The 20798-nt window shown below is 46.0% G+C and carries 20 protein-coding genes, 1 pseudogene and 1 other annotated feature; of the genes and pseudogenes, 13 read left to right on the forward strand and 8 right to left on the reverse strand.

From position 1 onward, the window contains the following. Positions 1–124 precede the first annotated feature (124 nt). Positions 125–526, forward strand: coding sequence for a hypothetical protein (locus HFE01_RS19060; RefSeq protein WP_017427267.1), 402 nt, complete (start codon positions 125–127; stop codon positions 524–526). 123 nt (positions 527–649) lie between these two features. On the opposite strand, the gene HFE01_RS19065 is transcribed toward HFE01_RS19060, so the two are convergent. Both HFE01_RS19065 and HFE01_RS19070 read right to left on the reverse strand, forming a co-directional pair. Further along, positions 650–886 carry an alpha/beta-type small acid-soluble spore protein gene (locus tag HFE01_RS19065; protein ID WP_013372934.1) on the reverse strand — a complete coding sequence of 79 codons (237 nt, stop codon included), beginning with the start codon at positions 884–886 and terminating at the stop codon, positions 650–652. A 90-nt stretch (positions 887–976) separates the two neighbouring features. Continuing rightward, entirely contained in the window at positions 977–1942 is a 966-nt protein-coding gene (locus HFE01_RS19070) for an aldose 1-epimerase (protein ID WP_017427268.1), read from the reverse strand. Positions 1943–2083: 141 nt separating this feature from the next. Next, positions 2084–2341: a binding site (T-box leader), on the forward strand. A 55-nt stretch (positions 2342–2396) separates the two neighbouring features. On the opposite strand from HFE01_RS19070, the gene trpS reads away from it, so the two are divergent. Next, positions 2397–3386: a tryptophan--tRNA ligase gene (gene trpS, locus HFE01_RS19075; protein ID WP_167438347.1), complete on the forward strand. Its 990-nt coding sequence runs from the start codon at positions 2397–2399 to the stop codon at positions 3384–3386. 42 nt (positions 3387–3428) lie between these two features. Here the strand turns inward: trpS and HFE01_RS19080 are convergent, their stop codons facing one another. Then, entirely contained in the window at positions 3429–3596 is a 168-nt protein-coding gene (locus tag HFE01_RS19080) for a hypothetical protein (RefSeq protein WP_016324694.1), read from the reverse strand. A 120-nt stretch (positions 3597–3716) separates the two neighbouring features. On the opposite strand from HFE01_RS19080, the gene HFE01_RS19085 reads away from it, so the two are divergent. Continuing rightward, complete coding sequence (locus HFE01_RS19085; RefSeq protein WP_013311857.1) at positions 3717–3938, forward strand: alpha/beta-type small acid-soluble spore protein; 222 nt, start codon at positions 3717–3719, stop codon at positions 3936–3938. A 250-nt stretch (positions 3939–4188) separates the two neighbouring features. Here HFE01_RS19085 and HFE01_RS19090 read toward each other — a convergent pair whose 3' ends face one another. Next, on the reverse strand, positions 4189–5172 hold the full coding sequence (locus HFE01_RS19090) for a metal-dependent hydrolase (protein WP_017427269.1): 984 nt from the start codon (positions 5170–5172) through the stop codon (positions 4189–4191). Between the two features lie 203 nt (positions 5173–5375). On the opposite strand from HFE01_RS19090, the gene cyoE reads away from it, so the two are divergent. Continuing rightward, entirely contained in the window at positions 5376–6320 is a 945-nt protein-coding gene (cyoE, locus tag HFE01_RS19095) for a heme o synthase (protein WP_017427270.1), read from the forward strand. 84 nt (positions 6321–6404) lie between these two features. Here the strand turns inward: cyoE and HFE01_RS19100 are convergent, their stop codons facing one another. The 3 genes and pseudogenes from HFE01_RS19100 to HFE01_RS19105 all read right to left on the reverse strand — a co-directional run bounded on the left by HFE01_RS19100 (position 6405) and on the right by HFE01_RS19105 (position 8331). After that, entirely contained in the window at positions 6405–6746 is a 342-nt protein-coding gene (locus HFE01_RS19100) for a toprim domain-containing protein (protein WP_167438348.1), read from the reverse strand. A 166-nt stretch (positions 6747–6912) separates the two neighbouring features. After that, positions 6913–6981, reverse strand: a pseudogene (locus tag HFE01_RS27385) (YjcZ family sporulation protein); the annotation flags it as partial. Positions 6982–7161: 180 nt separating this feature from the next. Then, positions 7162–8331: an MFS transporter gene (locus HFE01_RS19105; RefSeq protein ID WP_107734726.1), complete on the reverse strand. Its 1170-nt coding sequence runs from the start codon at positions 8329–8331 to the stop codon at positions 7162–7164. A 222-nt stretch (positions 8332–8553) separates the two neighbouring features. Between HFE01_RS19105 and HFE01_RS19110 the strand changes: the two genes are divergently transcribed. The 7 genes from HFE01_RS19110 (at position 8554) to HFE01_RS19140 (ending at position 17700) form a co-directional block, all read left to right on the forward strand. Next, on the forward strand, positions 8554–9036 hold the full coding sequence (locus HFE01_RS19110) for a hypothetical protein (RefSeq protein WP_107734725.1): 483 nt from the start codon (positions 8554–8556) through the stop codon (positions 9034–9036). A gap of 16 nt (positions 9037–9052) precedes the next feature. Next, positions 9053–10204, forward strand: a complete 1152-nt coding sequence (locus HFE01_RS19115; RefSeq protein ID WP_107734724.1) for a transglutaminase domain-containing protein — start codon at positions 9053–9055, stop codon at positions 10202–10204. 20 nt (positions 10205–10224) lie between these two features. Then, positions 10225–12309 carry a peptidoglycan D,D-transpeptidase FtsI family protein gene (locus tag HFE01_RS19120; protein ID WP_107734723.1) on the forward strand — a complete coding sequence of 695 codons (2085 nt, stop codon included), beginning with the start codon at positions 10225–10227 and terminating at the stop codon, positions 12307–12309. A 184-nt stretch (positions 12310–12493) separates the two neighbouring features. After that, positions 12494–14572, forward strand: a complete 2079-nt coding sequence (locus HFE01_RS19125; RefSeq protein ID WP_107734722.1) for a peptidoglycan D,D-transpeptidase FtsI family protein — start codon at positions 12494–12496, stop codon at positions 14570–14572. 81 nt (positions 14573–14653) lie between these two features. Then, the gene (locus HFE01_RS19130; protein ID WP_167438349.1) at positions 14654–15403 is read left to right on the forward strand and encodes a Cof-type HAD-IIB family hydrolase; all 750 of its coding nucleotides are present in this window, start codon (positions 14654–14656) and stop codon (positions 15401–15403) included. Positions 15404–15452: 49 nt separating this feature from the next. Further along, entirely contained in the window at positions 15453–15932 is a 480-nt protein-coding gene (locus HFE01_RS19135) for a DUF456 domain-containing protein (RefSeq protein ID WP_013372920.1), read from the forward strand. Positions 15933–16065: 133 nt separating this feature from the next. Continuing rightward, on the forward strand, positions 16066–17700 hold the full coding sequence (locus HFE01_RS19140) for a putative polysaccharide biosynthesis protein (RefSeq protein ID WP_017427277.1): 1635 nt from the start codon (positions 16066–16068) through the stop codon (positions 17698–17700). Between the two features lie 17 nt (positions 17701–17717). Here the strand turns inward: HFE01_RS19140 and HFE01_RS19145 are convergent, their stop codons facing one another. Continuing rightward, positions 17718–19007, reverse strand: coding sequence for a DUF2515 family protein (locus HFE01_RS19145; protein ID WP_017427278.1), 1290 nt, complete (start codon positions 19005–19007; stop codon positions 17718–17720). 235 nt (positions 19008–19242) lie between these two features. On the opposite strand from HFE01_RS19145, the gene HFE01_RS19150 reads away from it, so the two are divergent. Then, complete coding sequence (locus HFE01_RS19150; RefSeq protein ID WP_017427279.1) at positions 19243–19587, forward strand: thioredoxin family protein; 345 nt, start codon at positions 19243–19245, stop codon at positions 19585–19587. Positions 19588–19802: 215 nt separating this feature from the next. Next, a complete protein-coding gene (locus tag HFE01_RS19155; RefSeq protein ID WP_013372916.1) occupies positions 19803–20735 on the forward strand; it encodes a COX15/CtaA family protein in 933 nt (310 codons plus the stop codon). The last annotated feature ends 63 nt before the right edge of the window (positions 20736–20798 follow it).

Raw genomic sequence — 20798 nt, forward strand, 5'->3', positions numbered from 1 at the left:
CTTAGAAAATAGTTATAAATACCCAATTATGTTGAATTTGATTGTAAGCTTAAAAACCTTCGCATATAATTGAGCCGTAAGACCTATTAAATATTTTCATATAAGGTATATAGGAGGGTTTTTGATGGATGAAGTAGGTCAATTGTCGTTGGCGAGGCAGATGGATATTGTTTTTAAAGAATTGGATAATGAATTGGCGGGTTTATCGTCAGGGATCGTATTTGTACAAATACGGAACAATGTGGTTGGTAAATTTGGGATTCGGCATAATCCAATTGCAGGCAAAGGTGGCACATTTGCAGCAGTAGACCCAGGCTTATCTGTAGAGCATCGGGACCATTTTCGGCGTATGGCCCTAGAAACGCTAAATCACAAGCGTAGCTGGACTCATGGTGAGATTGCTTTCGATTTTGCCATCAGACAAGGAACAATCTTGGTAGATGCAACATTAGAGTCTAACTACAACATGGCGAATCTCATGATCCGCTATAACAAGCCTACATATCGCGCGGCTAAATCTGAATAACCATCGACATTAAAAAGAGCAAAGAAAAGCGGCCTTCCGAAGGAAGACCGCCTTTGTTATATACCCGTTATAACGCATTTTGGTAAATTACGATAACGGAATGCTCATGTGGAATAATGACGCTTATTGACCTGAACGACCTGATAATTGCTGTTCGGCCAGCTGTACTAAGCGTTTAGTGATATAGCCTCCCAGAGACCCAGCTTCACGGGACGGCATATCACCATAGTAACCGTCTGCCGGAATGGTGATGCCCAGTTCTTGCGCAGCTTCATATTTCAATTGTTGCAATGCGTTGTTGGCTTGAGGAACGACCAGAGTATTGCTACGACGTCCTCTGCCTTGATTGGCTTCATACATGTGTAGTCACCTCCTTCGGCTGTGATGAGGTTAGTATGCGACAGAGTTATGAAAATATGCGCCGAAGGAAGAAAAGCGACTATAGGGAAATTAAGGATATATGATATGAATCTGAGTTTTGAGGTCGATGGATTGTTGAGGCTCCAGACGAATCAGCCCACCATCTCCGACTGGGTCAGGAAAATTGGGAGCATCAGATAGCCAGGTATAAGGCTCAATGCAAAGATACTGATCGCATTCCCCTTTGGTATATAGTACCCAATACTTAAAGTATTGCTCATCTGCGGTGTAGCGGATTTGATAGCCATCATCACGAGTCAAAACAGCTTCAGCAGGGCCTTCCGCTGCTCGCAGCACAGTATCCAAATTTGTTCCTTTCAAAGATAAACCTGAGGAGAGCTGTTCCAAATGATCTAAAGAAGTAATGACACCTGTAGGCAGCTGCTCAGCATCCTGTTCATATACTCCATTCACCGGCAGCTTCAGGCGCCAGCGCTGAGGTTCTCCATCCACCATAAACCAAGTGTGGTATCCCAAGCCGAATGGGGCTGTTTTTTCACCTAGATTAGTGACGCGCAGCGTTTGGCTTAATACAGTTCCCTGCAAACGATATGTCATTTCCAGCCGCAAAGGAATGGGGTATTGTTCCATCCAGTGCGGATCACTTTCTGTCAGAAACTCGGTTGTTACGCTGCAACCTTCTTCATCCTCTTCAATATCGCTGCAACGCCAGGATTGATTACGGTGCAGACCGTGTATATGATTGTCGTTGGCTGTATTACGGTCAAACTGATATGGGACGCCGTCAAACTCAAATTGTCCTTTGCGAATTCGGCCAGGAGGAATCAAAATAGGTAAGCCAAAATGATATGGCTTTTGTAAATAAAATGCCAATTCTTCCTCGCCAGGTCGACGTACGATATCCCGGTTCAGCTTCAGATCACGCACGGAGATAATATTATTCCCCAGACGAGGGATCATTGTAACTTCCAATTCACCACTATGTAAAACATACGTGTCGTAACCGTTCCAGTGTTCTTTGGTCACTTGTTTCATATTCATGCTCCTTTGTCCACTATAATCGGTTGAAGCTTCGTGTCATTATGATAACAGATTTTTGGTCATATGGCACAATCGTCATTTGACAATAACAGTAAGCGGAATTATCATTAATGTAGCTTAGAAAGAAATGACATGGATAACACGATGATGAGGACAAGTAAGCTTTTGCATAAGCTCTTCAGAAAGCCGGTGGTGGATGAGAATCGGCGAGCCTGCACTGCTGAATGGACCTTGGAGTGCCGCACAGAACAGGATTTTACTTTCCTCAGTATGACGGCCGATTGCTCCTCGTTAACGGAGCTTCAAGATTGCAGCGGCCACGGAGGATAGCTCCGACAACTCATAGGCTGACAGCAATGAATAAGGGTGGTACCACGGTCTCGCGTCCCTTGAGGATGCGGGGCCTTTTTGCGTTCTAAAATATTGAAATAATCGGAGGAGGAAGAATATGAAAACCGTACTTTCAGGTATTCAGCCTAGTGGACAACTTACTTTGGGTAATTACATCGGCGCAATGAAAAACTTTGTCAAATTGCAAGAGGATCATCAATGTTACTTTATGGTCGTAGACCTTCATGCGATTACTGTACCGCAGGAACCAGCTCAATTACGTGAGCAGTCGGAGGCGGTAGCGGCATTATTTATCGCAGCGGGTATTAACCCAGAGAAATCCAATGTCTTTTTGCAATCCCATGTTCCACAGCACGCTGAGCTGGGATGGTTGATGACAACACTGACGAATATGGGCGAGCTGGAGCGTATGACTCAGTTTAAGGACAAAGCCGCCGGCAAGGATTCCGTAGGAGCAGGGCTGTTCGTATATCCGTCATTGATGGCAGCTGACATTTTGCTCTACAATGCGGACCTTGTCCCAGTAGGCGACGACCAAAAACAGCATCTGGAGCTGACACGTGATTTAGCGGGCCGCTTTAATCACCGTTATGGAGATTATTTTACTATTCCGGAGCCGTATATCCCTGAAGTAGGGGCGAGAATTATGTCCCTGGATGATGCATCCAAGAAAATGAGTAAGAGTAATCCGAATGCAGGTAGTTTTATTGCACTGCTGGACGATCCAAAAGTCATACGCAAAAAAATCAGCCGCGCTACTACCGATTCGGGCAGTGAGGTTAGATATGATCCAGCCAATAAACCGGAAATTAGTAATCTGATGGGCATTTACAGCCAATGTTCCGGTTTGTCGCTCCAAGAAGTGCAGGATCGCTATGAAGGCCAAATGTACGGGACATTTAAAAAAGAACTGGCAGAGACGGTTGTAGCTATGCTTGAACCGATTCAGCAGCGCTATCGCGATATCCGGGAATCCGGTGAAATTGGGCATATTTTGGCCCAATCCGCAGAGCGTGCTCAAGAAGCTGCTGAAGTCACGCTGTCTGCGGTCAAAGAGCGCATGGGCTTTTTGCCACGTCTACGCTAGAGCCAATTGAAGACAGACAGATGGGGTCTTCTACAAATTAACTTAAGAACGGCGTTGTCGGGCCTTGATTACGAAGCCCCAGCCGATATTACCGACAGATAAAAGTCCCAGTAATATAGCAAGCCATGCAGAATAGCTGATGGATATAGCTGCTGCTGTCAGCAGAACAATGGATGAAACGGCGAACCATAGGGATAGACCTTTGCTCATGGTAAAAACCTCCAGCCTTCGAATGTTGAATTTCAGGAATAAGTAGATGTAAGTGAGCCATAATAATCTTGCAAGCTTGCAATGAACCTCACTCACAAAGAACTGAAAGGAGATTCAAATATGAGCAGACGTCGTTCAAACAACCTGCAAGTACCGCAGGCCAACGCCGCTTTACAACAATTAAAATATGAGGCAGCTCAAGAACTTGGCATCACCATCCCTCAGGACGGTTACTTCGGTAATGTCGTTTCCCGCGAAACAGGTTCTCTTGGGGGATACATCACGAAAAAGCTGGTCCAACAAGCAGAACAATCCTTGTCGGGCAGCAGCCGCTTGCAGTAATACACATAAACACTCCCATCTTGGAAGCTGTATTATGAGCAGCTGTGATGAAGAAAATCCGGAGCAAACATGCTCCGGATTTTTTTGCGCATGTTTATGACCATTGTGAATCACGTTAGTCTGCTTCGTCAAGAGGGCGCTTTCATGAAATGCTTTTTTTACGGGAATAGTCAAAAAAACAGCAAGCCCCCGTTTAAGGGAGACTTGCTGTCTGTAATACACTCGGCCTATTGTTAGCTTGGAAATATTTTTAATTCGTATGCAAGGAAAGACGTTTTTGCATCTTTTCGTCACTGAGCCATCCAATATAACTGTTGATCAGTCCGAATTGCTTATCCATCGCGACCACCGCCACAAATGGATATTGCCTCCGGTGTCGATACCTGACGTCTCCCCATCGCACAATATAGCCCCACTCCAGTTCTTCCACCTCGGCAACGGCAAAGGAGGAAAAATAGCGAAATGCTTGCACATCGCGATAGGATTTGGAGGCCTCTACGGCTGGATGTGTGGATGGAGTTGCGTGTTTCGTCCAAAATAAATGCTTGCCATTTAATCCGCCAATGTCATAGCTTCCATTCTGATGAGCTTTTACCACATGCCACCGGTTCCATGATACCGTGGGAATGATATAATAGGTGTCGCCTTCCTGACGTTTGTTGTCCATATCACGTACCGCTTTTCTGGTAAAAAAATGACTCCAGGTTCGCCAAATGTAATACAGGCCAATAATGACGTACAGCGTAATAAATAAGGGGGCGGGCGGAACCAATCCGGTGATCCACAGCATGATCGCAGCAACATGGGTGCCGAAAATAAAGGGATCAAAAATATGGATGATATTCCAAGATATCCACTTATTCGTAAACGGCCGAAATGCCTGGGTTCCGTACGTATTGAATAAATCTGTGAATACATGCAGGCAGACGGCAATCGTTACCCATAATGCTACATGACCTGGGGGCACATCCCTGAAGATCAGGCAAATCAGTCCCGTTATGGACAAGATCCATATCAACCAGAAGGGGATAGAATGCGACAGTCCACGGTGATTGCGAATATACGCTGCATTATTTTTCAACCGAAGCAAGGTGTCAAAATCCGGAGCTTGTGACCCTACGACTGTAGCGAGCAGTATGACCGCTGCTAGCTTGGGATCTCCGGCGACGACAGGATCAGTATAGGCCAGCCCGGCCAACCCGACTCCCATGACAAAGTGTGTGGCTGTATCCATATCTGTCGCTCCTTTTGTATTGTTTCCTGTACTTATTACTACCCAAATTTACTGTAAACGATCAGCAGGGGTGATTTGCCATCTGAATTGTGAACGTTTTGTGCGTTTTCTGTCAAACTTTTTGGGGTAGGTATATGATAAAATTTATATCGGAGTTCAACTTACTCCCGAATTCATACATCTCTAAGGGGGAGTTACTCACAATGGATAATATTAGTTATAAGACTTCTTCGGATGCGGCTACCTATTCTGTAAAATCTAAACCACCCGGCAAGGCGGGCACTTGGAAAGATTTTATTACAGTTACCAAGCCAGGCATCCTTCGTACTAATCTGGTTGCAGCCTTCGGTGGTTTTTGGTTGGCATCGCAATGGGACGTTGACTATATAAAGTTAATTCTTACACTCTTAGGTACAATGCTGGTTATGGCGTCTTCTTGTGTCTTTAACAACTACTTTGACCGTGAGTTGGATTTGAAGATGGAGCGCACACGTAATCGCTCACTGCCAACAGGACGTCTGACCCCTACAACGGTGTTGTCATACGCTATTATTTTGGGTATTGTCGGATTGGCTGTTTTATTCTTCTTCTCTGGTGTGAAGGCAGGACTACTGGGCATATTGGGTATGTTTGTCTACGTTGGCATCTATACACTCTGGTTGAAACGTTCATCTACATGGAGTACATCCATTGGCGGTATTTCTGGAGCTATGCCTCCGGTAATTGGTTATGTGGCCGCATCGGGCCGTATTGACATGGGTGCTTGGCTCTTATTCGCACTACTGTTCTTATGGCAACCTCCTCACTTCTGGGCACTTGCCATTCGCAGAGTTGAGGAATATCGCGCAGCAGGATTTCCATTGCTGCCAGTCGTGAAAGGCATCCATCGGACTAAGATTCAGATGATTCCTTATATTGTGCTACTGATCCCGGTACCCATCCTTATGTATGCTTATGGATATGCCGGTATGATTTTTATGATCGTGTCCGTGTTACTGTCCGTGCTTTGGGCGTTTTATGCCTTTAAAGGCTTTACGATTAAGGAAGAAGAAACGGATTCGTGGGCAAAAAAAGTATTTTTCTTTTCCATTAACCATTTGACACTCAGCTTCTTGCTGATGATCGTTGATACGGTTCATAAGTTCTAATACCAATCTTAGAAGCTGTACTATATAGAGCTGTCCAACAGGCATGAAATTGACCTGAGGACAGCTTTTTTGTTATTTGCAGGACTAAAGAACAGGAGGGTATACAATGTATTCCTCAAGCTCTGCTTTTTCCAGCTGGGCAATTACATATTCATCTGGAGTACCTTCTACGCCTGCATAGCCTTTGCGTGTATACATATGAAGTGCATCTGGAAAAGCGTCTGCAAGCACCCCTCTTATTTTTTTTCCTGAGCTGTCGTTGTCCATAAATAAATATATTTCGTCATGCTTAGTCCGCTGGCGGAGGGATTCTAATTTTATTGAGTTTAGTGTGCCGAAGGTGCATAAAATGTTGACCTCCGGATCGAGTAATCGGCGGAGTTTACTGCGGTCATTTTTTCCTTCGACAATCACGGTTATCGCCATTTTGCTCACCCCTTGCTTGATGCCTGTGCTCGAAATTCCCCGGGAAATGAAAGAATATGTGTATAGTTTAGCTCTAAAAGGGGTTCTCATGCAAAAAACAACAAAACAGCCTGCCGTAAGTGGCAGGCATGGGTTACAAAGCCGGATGTTAGGGCTAATTAGAACATTAGAACCAGCAAGTACGAAGAATGATGACGAGCAGAATATAAAGAACAAGAATGGTACCAGTTGAAGTTCCAAAAACAGGGCAAGGGCTTACAGGATGACAGTGGCTCATGGGCTGCACCTCCCTTTGTATTGAATTGTTCAGTCAAATTAGTCTATGAGGAGCAGGGTATTAGGTACTGTGCGTAAGCCCTCTAGAACGTATTTTGGGCTTTAAAGGTAGCATCTCAGCATGGCCCCTTAGTTATAATTAGGAATGGTAAGGACCCGAGGCAGATAGTGGTGGTGTAGGAGATAATCGCTGAACAGGAACGAATAGTAGACCAGTCATCAAAATTAGAAATGCGATAAAAAAAGGAGATATGTGATCCGGAAGCTGACCCGCCAGTACAGGCCCGGCAAAGGAGCCGATAGACGTTGCAATGGATTGTAGGGCAAAGGTTTTGCCCAATCGAGCCCCTCCGATTCGTATGAAAAGAGAGGCCAGCGCTGGAAAAATGATGCCTTTGGCTGTTCCCAAAATAAACAGGGTGATGCCTATGGTCGCTTCAGGCGTGGTGGCGAGTGCGTAGAAGCTTAAAGACATCAGAATAATGCCGCAAATTAACCTTACCATCGGTGAATATTTGTTCAGAAAAAGCAAACTGAGCGTACAGAGTGCTCCCAAACTGATGATGGAAAAGAGCAATCCGGTGGACATCATGGACGCAGAACCGTTATTTCGTAATGGGATCTCGTAAAATAAAATGCCTTGTGCGCACGCCAAAACAAAAGGTAGAAGCAGGTAACGCCAATTGAAGGGTAACCGCGTCTGTGCTGCTGACTGTGGAGCAGGTGTCGTATGACCATCAGATAATTGGGCCTGCGGAGCGGGTGCTTTTTTGGGTAAGGTGAAATAAGCCATAAGCCCCGTGATTACGAGAATGATACCAAGGGAGCTAAATGTCTCGCTAAAGCCAAAGCTGGCTACGATAAATGCGCCCGCAGCTGGAGATAGAACTGAGGCCAACGTGTGGACAACACCATGTCCCGACATATATTTTCCCTGCGTAACCGGATGATCGGACAGTTGCGCCAGCATGGCCAGACAGGCTGGAGATAAAAAGGCCAACACATAACCACTAATCGCACGCAGAAAAAGCAATTCCCACGGTGTATGGATGTACGATTGAATGATCAGGATCAGGCCTGCGGCTGTCAGGCTGAACATAATATATCGGCGACTGCCGTGTTTGTCGACTTTGGGACCTGCCATCAAATTGCCAGGCAGGTGAGTCAGAGAGTAAATTCCCATCATCCAACCGATAAAGGTAGGCGCTGCCCCCAGAGAGATGGCGAATGGTGTCAAAATAGGATATTGTGCATGCAGATCAAAAAAGGCAATGAACAAGAAGAGATACAGCCAGAGGGCTGTTTTCATGTGAATGACCCCCTTTCCTAAATGTAAACTTTCATGTTACTTCGTATTGGCCCTTCCTAAGTTGTACGCCAGATTGGACGAACATAGACCACTTTGTATGGACAAGAATTGATTGACAAGGTATGTATAAGACCTAAGCTGACAGGACATTGCGTAATCATGTATAATTACAGAGACAATTTTGCAATTTGAATCATGTAGTTGGAAACGGGAGTGTAGCGAATGGATAAGAACGTCTGGTCAGAGTTTTTGGAACATAATTGGCAGATCGTTCAGGATAACTGGCTGTATATAGTGATTGGGCTTGTCCTATTGTTAGTCATATTGAAGATTGTAAGAACTCTCGTAAAATGGCTGATCGTCATTGTTGTGATTGCAGGCTTGCTAGTCTACAGTGGTATTTCCTTTGAACAGGTTGGTAAGGTCGTGACTCAGGCAAAGGATGATGCAATTAACAAGGTTCAGAGCGAGGCTTTGAACATGATGATAAAAGAGGGGCAAAATGCCAAATACACCTCCAACGGAGATGGTACATTTACAGTGACCAGTTCCAACCTGGAAGTAAAAGGTCCGTTTGAGGGGGACAAGGTCAAGGTATGGTTTCAGGGAATGTCGCTGGGCGAATGGAGTATGAGTGACACAGTCAAGAAATATATCGAAAGCGCGAAAGACTTGGCTGCTGCACAGCCGCCACAGTCGCCGTAAAGACAGGAGGAACACAATGAATCCATCCTGGCTGGAGTCTATTCTTCATTGGAATGGCGTGACGGTGTTTCTGATCGCCATCGTAGTATTGTCGTTGATACAGGGGTGGAGGCGAGGAGCCTCCAGATCTGTAGGTGCGCTGTTTAGTCTCATTGTGGATGGCATACTCACTGTGGCGGGTATTTTGTGCTCGCTCGGGTTAGCGATGTGGCTTTCACCAAAGGTGCAGCAATGGCTGGCAGCTTACATGGAGCATTTGCCACAGCGAAAACTAAGTGGGATTGAGCAATTTTATTATACGCTTGTGGCGGGGATAGAGGGGTTTCCACTGCTGCGGTTCGCCGTATTGTTCATGCTCAGTTATGCTATCGCCCAGTTTATACTGCGTGCCATTTATGTGCTGATGGTAGGTGGCAAATCAGATTCCTCTCTCCATGGGCATCCTCAAAAATCGGGTTTTTTCAGCAGGGTGGCAGGGGCCGGCATAGGTACTCTTATTGGTGGAGCTCGCGCCATGATGATCATAGCCCTGCTGTTCATAGGCGTAAGTCTGTACCCAGACAGCGGGTTTAGCAGCTACGTACAAGCTTCGCCGATTTATAAGCAAGGTGCGCAATCGGTCATTGAGCCGTTGTCCGGGACTCTGATTAAGGATAAGCTCCCTGTATTTACGCAAGCTGTTACCAAGGAATTGAATGGTATCATGCAGCGCAAATACGAAATAATTGACCGAGACATTCCAAGCGATATCGTTCAGGCAGCGGCCAAGATTACAGAAGGGGCTAGCGGTGACGAGCAAAAAGCCAGAGCGTTGTATGAATGGGTAGGCACCCGCATTAGCTATGATTACAGTAAGGTGGAAGCCTATGAGCAACGTGGTGACTGGCATGAACAGACGCCCAGAGATACGTTTGATACACGTAAAGGAGTGTGCATTGATTATGCCCGCCTGTACTCAATGATGGCTCGTTCGCAGGGGCTACAGGTCAAGGTCGTAACAGGTCTTGGATACAACGGACAGGGAGGATACGGGTCCCATGCCTGGAATGAGGTGTATTTGAGCGGACAGCATCAGTGGGTTCCGTTAGACCCGACCTGGGCACAAAGTGGAGACTGGTTTAACCCGCCAGGTTTTGCCCAAACACATATCAAGGATAAAGTGATTTAAGAAGGAGTGGAAAAGGGCACATGAGAAAGATGGACAACGAGCAAGGAAAAGACAATGAGACATCCGACCGAAAAAGATTTAGCTTCCGGATTAATCTGTTCTTTTTCAGCTCGTTCATTATATTTACAGTCATAATTGTAAGATTGGCGATACTTCAATTTGTAGATGGACCTCAGCTCAAGCAGCAGGAGGCCAGTAATGTTACTAAAAATGTACCACTTACGCCGATTCGCGGAACGATTTATGATTCAACCGGACAGAACCGACTGGCGTATTCGACACCTGTACAATCGCTGTATATCACGCTCTCCAAGAACTATAGTGACAGCATGGAGAATTTGCGTAATCCAGATAAGAAGTTATTGCCTGAGCTAGAAAATATGACACAAAAGCTGGCAAATCGATTTGCTCAATATGGCAATAAAGATGAGCCGCAAATGACGGCAGAGCAAATTATGGACGCTATGGATCGGAACTATCAACGATTTAGCGGTTTTACGCCGCGTCTGATCAAAACGAATCTTAATAAAGATGAAGTTGCCTATTTTATGCAGCATAAGAGTGAGTTTCCAGGCGTAGATGTCGTTGAAGAGACGGTACGTCATTACGATCCTGATACAGTAGCTGTTCAAGCGGTCGGTTATATTAAAAGTTATAAAAGTGCGCGTGAAACGTTGGATAAATATAAGAATATTCAAAAATCCATGTCAGCTGAAAATGATCCGGGCCTCATTTATATGGATAATGAATCTGTTGGCTTTGATGGACTGGAATATCAATATCAGGAACAATTGCGAGGGAAAAATGGCTATAAAACGGTTCCGATTGATCCTCGAAACATGCCGGAGGGTGTAGATTCTGTTACTCCTCCGCAAAAAGGGAACAACATTTATTCCACGATTAATAAAGAGATTCAGGTTAAAACAGAAGAAGCCATTACGGATCAATTGAGATGGCTCCATTCACACGCTGTGTCTGGCAAGACTCATCCTTATGCCAAAACAGGCTTCGCTGTAGCGATGGAAGTAGATACAGGAAATGTGGTAGCTATGGCTAGTATGCCGGATTATGATGCGAATTATTGGCAAACTGGAAATATATCCAATGATAACTATAAAAAAATTCAAAATGTATATTTAAATGGTACTATCCGCTCCTTTGGATCAGGTCAACCGGGCCAGCATCCAGAGTCAGTTGTCCTGCTCGGTTCCACCATTAAACCACTTTCAGTGTTAATAGGTCTGGAGGAAGGTTTATTCAGTACTTCATCTTACTACCAGGATACAGGAGCAGCCTATTTTGGGCGTAACAATTCTTCACGAGTACGGAACTCTTCTGGCCACGTGTATGGCGGGTTGGACCCGGCTTCTGCCATACGGCATTCCTCGAATGCATTTATGGTCGATATGGTAGGTAAGAGATTGTATAACAAATACATTAATAATGCCAAGGAAGATCAGGGTGTGAATGTATGGGACCGCTATATGAAGGAGTTTGGGCTAGGTGTGTCTACGGGTGTGGATTTACCAAGTGAATGGTCTGGTCGCAGAGAGTATGCTCATAATTCGAAAGAGTCCTCATTATCTAAACTGGCATATGCTTCTTTTGGTCAGCAGGGTAAATATACAACGCTTCAGCTTGCACAATATACAGCAGTATTGGCTACCAAGGGCAAACGGATGGAGCCCCATTTGGTCAGCCAAATTAAAGATACCAACGGCAATGTAGTTCAAACAATTAAACCGAAGGTGCTAAATGAAGTGAAATTTCCGGATGCCTACTGGAATGAAGTCATACGCGGGATGGCGACAGATGTTAGCGCATTTAAAGGTTTTCCGTATGACTTTGCTCGCAAAACGGGGACATCTCAGCAGAGTGTAGGCAGGGAACTGAAAGATAACGGGGTATTTATCGCCTTTGCACCGCGTCAGAATCCTAAACTTGCAGTAGCAGTTGTCATTCCTGAAGGAGGCTTCGGAGCTTGGAGCGCCGGACCTGTGGCGCGTAAAATCTTTGATGCTTACGACGAAGTGTACGGTTTGGACGGTGTTCCAAAGAAAAAGGACGCAGCGACAGCCGATCCTAATACAGCCAAACAGCCATAATCATTTTTATACAGATATTATTTCAGGTAAGCTTTCCCTAGCCACTGAGCTGAGGAAAGCTTTTTTTTGTGTTTTTTTATACGTTTTCTTACAAAATTGTCATCTTGGATTTCCTTGTTTCTTGTTTCAAATATGGTAGGATCAGGAATATGAGACCTATTGGAAGGAGTAATGATCAGCTAATATGGACAGAGGAAGTTTGGATAAAAAATTTTCATTCAAAAAGAAAATTGGTGAAGAGGACGAAGAAACGCGAAAACAGCGGACGGTTTTACGAACCAACCTACTGTTTTTTAGTGTTTTTGTGCTGTTTGCCCTGATCATTACCAGACTAGCTGTATTGCAGTTTATACAATCAGAGGAGCTGAAGGGCCAGCAGCAATCCATAAATACAAAAAATGTTCCGCTAACCCCGAGTCGCGGTACGATTTATGACTCCACGGGTAAGGTTAGACTGGCATATTCTACTCCAATGCAATCCCTGTATGTGACTTTGCCTAAGGATTACAGCAAACGTACGGAGAAAGGTCGCAAGCCGGGGGACAAGCTGCTTCCTGAACTTAATGCTTTTGCTGACAAGCTTGCTAGTAAATTAAACGAGTTGGGTCATAGCGAAGGAGAGCGACTTGATGCAAAGGAAATTATACAACGACTTGACCCGGATTATATTCAATATAGGGGATTTACTCCGCGTTTGGTCAAATCCGACCTGAGTCAGAAGGAAATTGCTTATTTTCTGGAGCATCGAACAGAGTTTCCAGGTGTAGAGGTTATAGAAGAAAGTGTACGCCATTATGACCCGGATCGGGTGGCAGTACAAACGATTGGATATATGTACAAATTCAAAGGAGCCCGAGCGAACCGACCCAAATATAAAGAGTTGTATGAAGCCAATTCAGAGGTTCTAAGACCGGAACAAGTGTATTCGGAAAGCGAAATTGTCGGATATGATGGCTTGGAGCTTCAGTATCAAGACGAGTTAAGAGGGAAAAACGGCTATAAAACGGTAGAGGTTAACCCTCGAAGCATGCCGGAGGGTATTAGATCCATTACACCTCCAGCGAAAGGTCACCATCTGTACTCTACCATCAACAAGGAAATTCAACAAAAAACTGAACAGGCGATTATGGATCAACTCCGCTGGCTTCGTACCCATGCCGTATCGGGTAAACTTCATCAGGATGCAACTACTGGCTTCGCTGTAGCAATGGAGGTAGAGACCGGACATATCGTAGCAATGGCCAGCATGCCGGACTATGACTCGAATGTATGGAAAACGGGAAGTGCGTCGCCTTCAGTGTATGACGATATTCAGCATAAAATGGGGAACGGAACGATTAAATCTGTACCTAGTGGAAAAGGGGGTCCGCACCCGGAATCCTCGGTTCTGCTGGGTTCAACCATTAAGCCGCTGACTGTGCTGATCGGGTTGAAGGAAAATCTGTTTTCGCCTGGACAAACATATCAGGATACAGGAAGTGCGTACTATGGAAAAAATCGCTCCAGCCGAGTCGGTAATTCAGGCGGACATGTGTATGGTTCACTAACACCTAGTAGGGCTATTGAGGTCTCGTCAAATACGTTCATGGTCGATATGATCGGCAAGCCGCTGTATGCCAAATACGGAAGTAATGCAGGAATGCATCAGGGAATTGATGTATGGGACAAGTATATGAAGCAATTTGGACTGGGTGTACCGACGGAAGTCGATCTGCCCGGTGAGTGGGCAGGCAGACTGGAGTACACCAGTAAGCATGAAAGTGCACTGACACGTTTGGTACAGGCATCCTTTGGTCAGCAGGGGAAATATACAGCGATGCAGCTGGCCCAGTATACGACTGTACTGGCAACCAAGGGCAAGCGAATGCAGCCTCATCTAGTCAGTAAAATTGTGGATGACCAGGGGAATCTCGTACGTGAGTTTAAGCCGAAGGTGCTGAATGAGGTCGCTTTTTCAGATACGTACTGGAATACTGTGATTCGCGGCATGGCTACCGATGTTAAAGCCTTTAACGGATTTCCCTATGACTATGCCCGCAAAACGGGGACTTCTCAGCAGGTGGTGGGACGTACAATTAAAGATAATGGGGTATTTATCGCTTTTGCTCCGCGTCAAAATCCGAAGCTGGCTGTAGCCGTGATCATCCCGGAGGGGGGCTTTGGTGCGACGAGCGCGGGACCCGTTGCGCGTAAAATATTTGATGCGTATGACGAAGTATACGGGCTTGATGGTATTCCCAAAAAGCCTCTGGCAGCGAATTAAGGACTTGAATACTTTTGTGGGCTTCTCTTTTTCATGGTAAAATGTCGTTGGACATAAGGGACAACAGGAGGAAGAGAGACCATGGGAGAAAACCAATATAAATACAAACTGCTTGCGCTCGACATGGATGGAACTTTACTGAACGATAATCATGAAATAAGCTTGGAAACGATTAATTGGATTAATAAGGCGATTCAGGAAGGGATTCATGTATGCTTGTCTACTGGACGTGCAGCGATGCATGCTTTACCTTACGGTCAGCAACTCGGCCTGGAGACGCCAATGGTAACTGTAAACGGCAGTGAAGTATGGAAATCACCTCACGAATTGTGGCGCCGCTATTTACTTGATAAGAAGCTTGTTCGCAAGATGCACCAGATTGCTGTAGAAACAGGCTCCTGGTTCTGGGCTTACTCAACCGAGGAGTTATACAACAGAGATCGTTGGCCGGACACATTGGATACACAGGAATGGCTCAAATTCGGTTATAATACGGAAAATGACGAAATTCGCCATCAAATTTTGCTCAAGCTTCAGGATATGGGGGGACTTGAAATTTCCAATTCTTCGATGACGAATCTGGAAATTAATCCAGCTGGTATATCCAAAGCCAGTGGCATCGCTGAAGTGTGCGACCTGCTCGGCATTACCATGGAGCAGGTGGTTGCCGTAGGTGATAGTTTGAATGACCTGGCTGTGATTCAAGCGGCTGGACTGGGTGTAGCGATGGGGAATGCTCAGGATACGGTAAAAGAAGCCGCTAATGTGGTTGTGGCTTCGAATAATGAGGACGGCATTGTAGAAGTGATTCGAGATTATGTGCTTGTGTAATAAAATGATGGTGCACAAGCAAGATGAATAGACGAGAAGGAGGAGGCCCATGGACGTTGTAGGTTGGATTGTTGTCATTGTACTGTTCATTGTGGGCATGGCGGGAGCGGTGTATCCCGTATTGCCGGGGGCGCTCGCCATTTATTTTGCATTTTTTGTATACGGCTGGTTTTTCTCGTTTGCTCCATACAATGCATTGTTTTGGATTATACAAACACTAATCGTCGTTGCCCTTTTTATTGCGGATTATGCTGTGAATGCGTGGGGAGTCAAGCGATTTGGCGGCTCGCGTCTGTCAGCGATCCTTAGTACTGTGGGAATCATTATTGGCCCTTTTGTTATTCCAGCATTCGGTTTGATTTTGGGACCATTTATCGGTGCTGTGCTGGGTGAGCTGATTGGTAAAGCCCCGCTGGATCGAGCTATAAAAGTGGGCTTTGGCTCCGTCTTGGGCCTATTTACTAGCACCGTGATGAAAGTAATTTTGCAGCTTGCCATGATTATTGTATTCTTAATTTGGGTGTTTTAACCTGAGATTCGTTTATTATGATTTACAGAGACAGAATCGACATGCGGCTCCGCACCGGTGATGGCTCAGGCCATGACTGTTTTTTGCGGAGCTTTTGCATGCATGTGAACAGCAAGAAAGAAGGGAACGCATTTTGTCCAATAAAGAAACATTCCTTAAAGGTACGCTTATTTTAGCCGCTGCAGCTTTGGTGGCCAGAGTGCTTGGTCTGGTACAGCGCGTTCCATTGGAGCATTTGCTCGGCTCCGTCGGGAACGCCTCGTTTACCATTGCGAACAACGCTTATTTGATGCTGCTCACGGTCGCTACGGCCGGTATTCCTAGCACACTGAGTAAAATGGTTTCGGAACGCTACGCACTGGATCGGCCTGCGGAAGCGCGACGTGTGTATCGTGCGGCTTTGATATTCGCGGCCGTGGCGGGTATTATCATTACGGCGCTGCTGTATTTTGGAGCGCCTTATTTTGCCGAGCATGTAGCAGGGGTTCCGCAGTCTGCTTTGGCTATTCAGGCTTTGGCACCCGCTTTGCTGTTGTTTCCTGCTATTGCCATGATGCGTGGATACTTCCAAGGACGTGGTAATATGACCGCAGGCGGTATTTCACAAATTGTGGAGCAGGTCGCACGGGTAGCAACCGCAATTCTGCTCGCCTTTATTATTTTGAAGCTTGGCTATGGAGATCGTGAGGTTGCGGCGGGTGCCTCCTTTGGGGGTGTCATGGGAAGTCTCGGCGCTCTGGCGGTCATGTTGTATTACACGGTGAAACTGCGTCGTCAGGATCGCCAAGATCGTCAAGAGCAATTCCAAGAGGAAAGCTCCGCGTTACCTATGATGCGCATTTACAAAGATATTTTTAAGCTCTCTATTCCCATCGTATTGTCGTCTCTGACGGTTCCGGCGGTTAATTTTATTGATACGTCGATTGTAGTTAGACTGCTGTCTGGACAAGTGGGATTGGATCAGGCGACTACTCAGTTGGGTTATCTAGGCTCTAGGGCACAGAGTGTGGCAGGTATTCCTCCAATTTTGGCCATTGCACTCAGTCAATCGCTCATTCCGATCATTTCGGCGGCTTTTGCCCGTAAGGATGAACAGCATTTACAAAATCAGATGACGCTTGCCTTGCGTATCTCTATTCTGACCGGAATGCCGATTGTGCTGGCTTTATGTGTAACTGCATATTCTATTAATGGTCTGTTGTTCAGCTCGCTTGGAGGCAGCGGAATTATCGCTGTTTTGACACTCGGAACGATCTTCCAGATTACGATGATGACTTCTAATTCGATATTGATCGGTATGGGCAAGCCGCGTATTTCAATGGTCAATGTGATGGTTGGTATCGTCGTGAAGTTGGCAGCGAGCTGGCTGCTGGCTGGTTGGCTTGGAATTTACGGAATTATTGCCGCAACCGGATTATGTTTTCTCGTCATTACGTTGCTGAATTTGCGTGTGCTGAAAGGTATTGTTACTTTCTCAATCATGGGCCGTCGCTGGGCAGGCTTCCTAACCGCTGTCGTAGTCTCGGGCGCTATCGGGTACGGAGTAAATGAAGCCTGCATTTTGCTGGTACACCTGATGCCTGCGCGTGTAGCCTTCTTGATCGCGTGCTGTATTGCCGGAGCGGTTGTACTGGTATGCTACTTGGTATTGCTGGTTGTATTGCGCGTATTGCGCAAGGACGAGCTGGGCAACTATCCGCGTATGTTGCAGAAGGTATTGCGTCCGTTAATGCGCCTACAGCGTGAGTCCACTGGACAACGAAGCTAAAAGAATCCTTCCTCTGTTCAATGAAAGGATCTAAAGCTATTATGAGCATCATGGGCCATTGCTGTTTTTTGAATGCCGTGGCGATGCTCATGGCGCATAGCAAATAACAGAGGGCGTCTTGGTTCACTGATATGCCCAAGTGTAGAACCGTCCTGAAACCAGTCATAACGGGGAATCGGATCATAGGCTGTATCTGACCAGACGGCGTTCAGTTCTGGGCTGTACAGACGTTGACTTGGCGGGAGCCATTCATGTGCTAAAAGCGTTGCACTCTCTTCTGGAGAGCGCAGCGCTTTTTGTTCATTCGGAGTGAACAGTCCCGGCCAATAGTCGCTGCGAGAACCGGTATGCGGCACGCTGGCAGCAAATGCGGATGCCTGATCCAGTACCTGCTGATGGCCAAATAACATAGCGTAGAGACTTTTGCCAAAGCCGATCCGCTCGTCCAGATGGCCGAAACGCTCCATGACAAGTCCGGCAAGGCCACCGTTTAGCCCAAGCGGAAATATAACTTGATTGAGCTGAAGCCAGTCATGCAAATAAAAGCCCGGCTTGTGTGTCACAAATTTTTGAAAATACGGATCTTTCACGACACGTCCTTCAATATAGTTTTGTTCATTAATAATGAGCGCCACCGTCAAAAGAGAACTATCCCGCCAAGCCCAGAAACGTTCCCAAAAGGGCTTCATGAATGGCGAAACGTGAAAATAGGGCAACAAATGGAAGCAACTTCGTCCCAAATGACGGCTGTGCATGTAAAGCTGCAACTGTGGATAAGCGTCCTGAAAAATAAGGGCGTTACAGCGCTCAAGTAGTCGATACAGCCACTCCTTTTCCTGTTCGCCAAACAGGTCGCCAATGAGCTCTCCTTTCAGATCAGTCATATTATAGCCGCCATTACGAGAAACCAGATGGGCCAGTAATGCCCAGTGTAATTCCGGGTAGCCACGATAGCATTCAAGGTAAGCGGCAGTGCGCGTGATGTTGCTGCGATTCTCCTGTGCTGTATCGTTCTTGATCCGCTCCAGCAGCTCACAGTCTGTTTCGCATAAGGGCATATTAAGAGAAGAGGGACGCGTAGCGGGTCCGTTCACCAGCATTAATGCTTCAACTTCATTCATGGCGGCTTGTGCCGATTGATAATCCCACGGCAGATCACGTAAGGGATAGCGTAATTTACGGGATTCGGTCCAGGCCGCACGTTTGCCCTCCCATGCCTCCTCCGCAAAACGCGGAACGGAGCCGAGTAGCTTGAGCCCTCCCTGAAGCTGTCGAGATGCCACATGGAGCCATTCAGTGAGAGACATGTTTAAATAACCTCCTTTCAAGTGCAGGCATCCCCGTATTCCACTAAGTATGTTGGGTATGCTGTTAGAATGTCGTCGCTTATGTGGATTCTTAAGTATATCTTTAGTATGCCTCAATGAGAGGGCTTCCAATCGGCATGTGAGCATAATAGGGGTGTGTGCAAAAGCTTCACTTGGCGTTACAATAGAAACTACAGGATTTCCTGCATAAAAGAAGTTCAAGGAGGAATTATGTATGCAAAAAATCGTCTCTCATGAAGACTTTAATAAGGCAATATCCACTTCAGGTGTAACGGTAGCTGTGTTTAAGGCGAACTGGTGCGGAGATTGTCATTTTATTGATCCGTTCATGCCTGATGTGGAACAACAATATGCAGACAAGCTTACATTAATTGAAATTGATGTAGAGCAGGCCGAAAGTGTCAGTCAAGAGCAAAATGTTCTAGGGATTCCCAGCTTTATCGCTTACAGTGAAGGGCGAGAACTGGTACGTCTGGTGAACAGGCTGCGTAAATCCCGCGAGGAAATCGAGCAGTTTTTGGACCGGGCTGTAGAAGTCCATGCTAACTTGGCAAAATAAATGATAACGGTATGTATGAGGGCTCCGAAGGGAAACCTAATCATCACGCTATACAGAAAGCCGCTTCCTTTTGAAGGAGGCGGCTTTCTTACGGACACGTTCACATTTTGTCAACAAAGCTCGTATGTCAAGGAACGATATATCAGTTATAATTACTTTAAGTGATCATTTCACAACATCTAAAGTGAATAAATATTATATTTGGAAGGATACGGGTGAATTCATTGAATAACAAAATTAGAATATTAAAATGGCTGGCACTCGTAACATGTATTGTCATGTTTTTGGCTACCTTCGGTGGAGGTGTCGTGACGCGAACGGATTCGGGTCTCGGCTGTGGACGAGAATTCCCGCTTTGTAATGGTAAGCTGGTTCCGGCACATACCATCGCGTCCCTTATTGAGTTCTCTCATCGCTCCGTCAGTGCCATGGCCGGAATTCTTTCTATCGCCTCGTTTGTCGGCTTTTTGCTGTTTATGAAGCATCGGAAGGATTTACAGCTATTCTCGTTGCTTACGCTATTGTTTGTTATCATACAAGGTGCGATGGGGGCGTTGGCTGTCATCTTCTCCCAATCGGCTGCAGTCATGGGACTGCATTTTGGCTTTGCGCTTATCGCTTTTGCCAGTGCGACTATGATGACGCTGGGAGCCTGGCAGGAGCATGCGGATTCACGCTACACTCCACGTCTGATTCCTGGGCGTGTCAGTCGGGGCTATCGTAACTTTATATGGCTATCAACGATCTATACCTATATTGCTGTTTATTCAGGAGCGTTGCTTAGTCATTCGGTCATCCAGAAGGTTGTAAATATTGGGGGCTTCATATCTCCACTGCTGCTTCATCAGATTTCAGCCGGACTGCTGTTCGTCATTATTTTGGCTGTGGGTCACTACTCGTACCGTTATCACCCGAATCACCGGGATATTCGTACCCTAGGTGTCGTATCGGTCGTATTGATCATACTTCAAGTGGTGATTGGCATTATCCTGCTGTACGTCAACAGACCTGAAATTTATATGTTTATCGTGCTGGGACATATGCTGGTGATTGCATCGTTGTTCTCCATTTTGGCTTATCTGAGCTATCGTGTATGGCAATTGTCACCGGACCGCAAGCTTGTTCCGACCCAAGCACAGCGTACCTAAGCATTTCGTAGATCATAATGAAACGTATTTTTGCCCAAGAGGCGTTGGAACACGTATAATAAC

The sequence above is a fragment of the Paenibacillus sp. EKM10P genome, assembly GCF_011800655.1.
Classification (GTDB): domain Bacteria; phylum Bacillota; class Bacilli; order Paenibacillales; family Paenibacillaceae; genus Paenibacillus; species Paenibacillus polymyxa.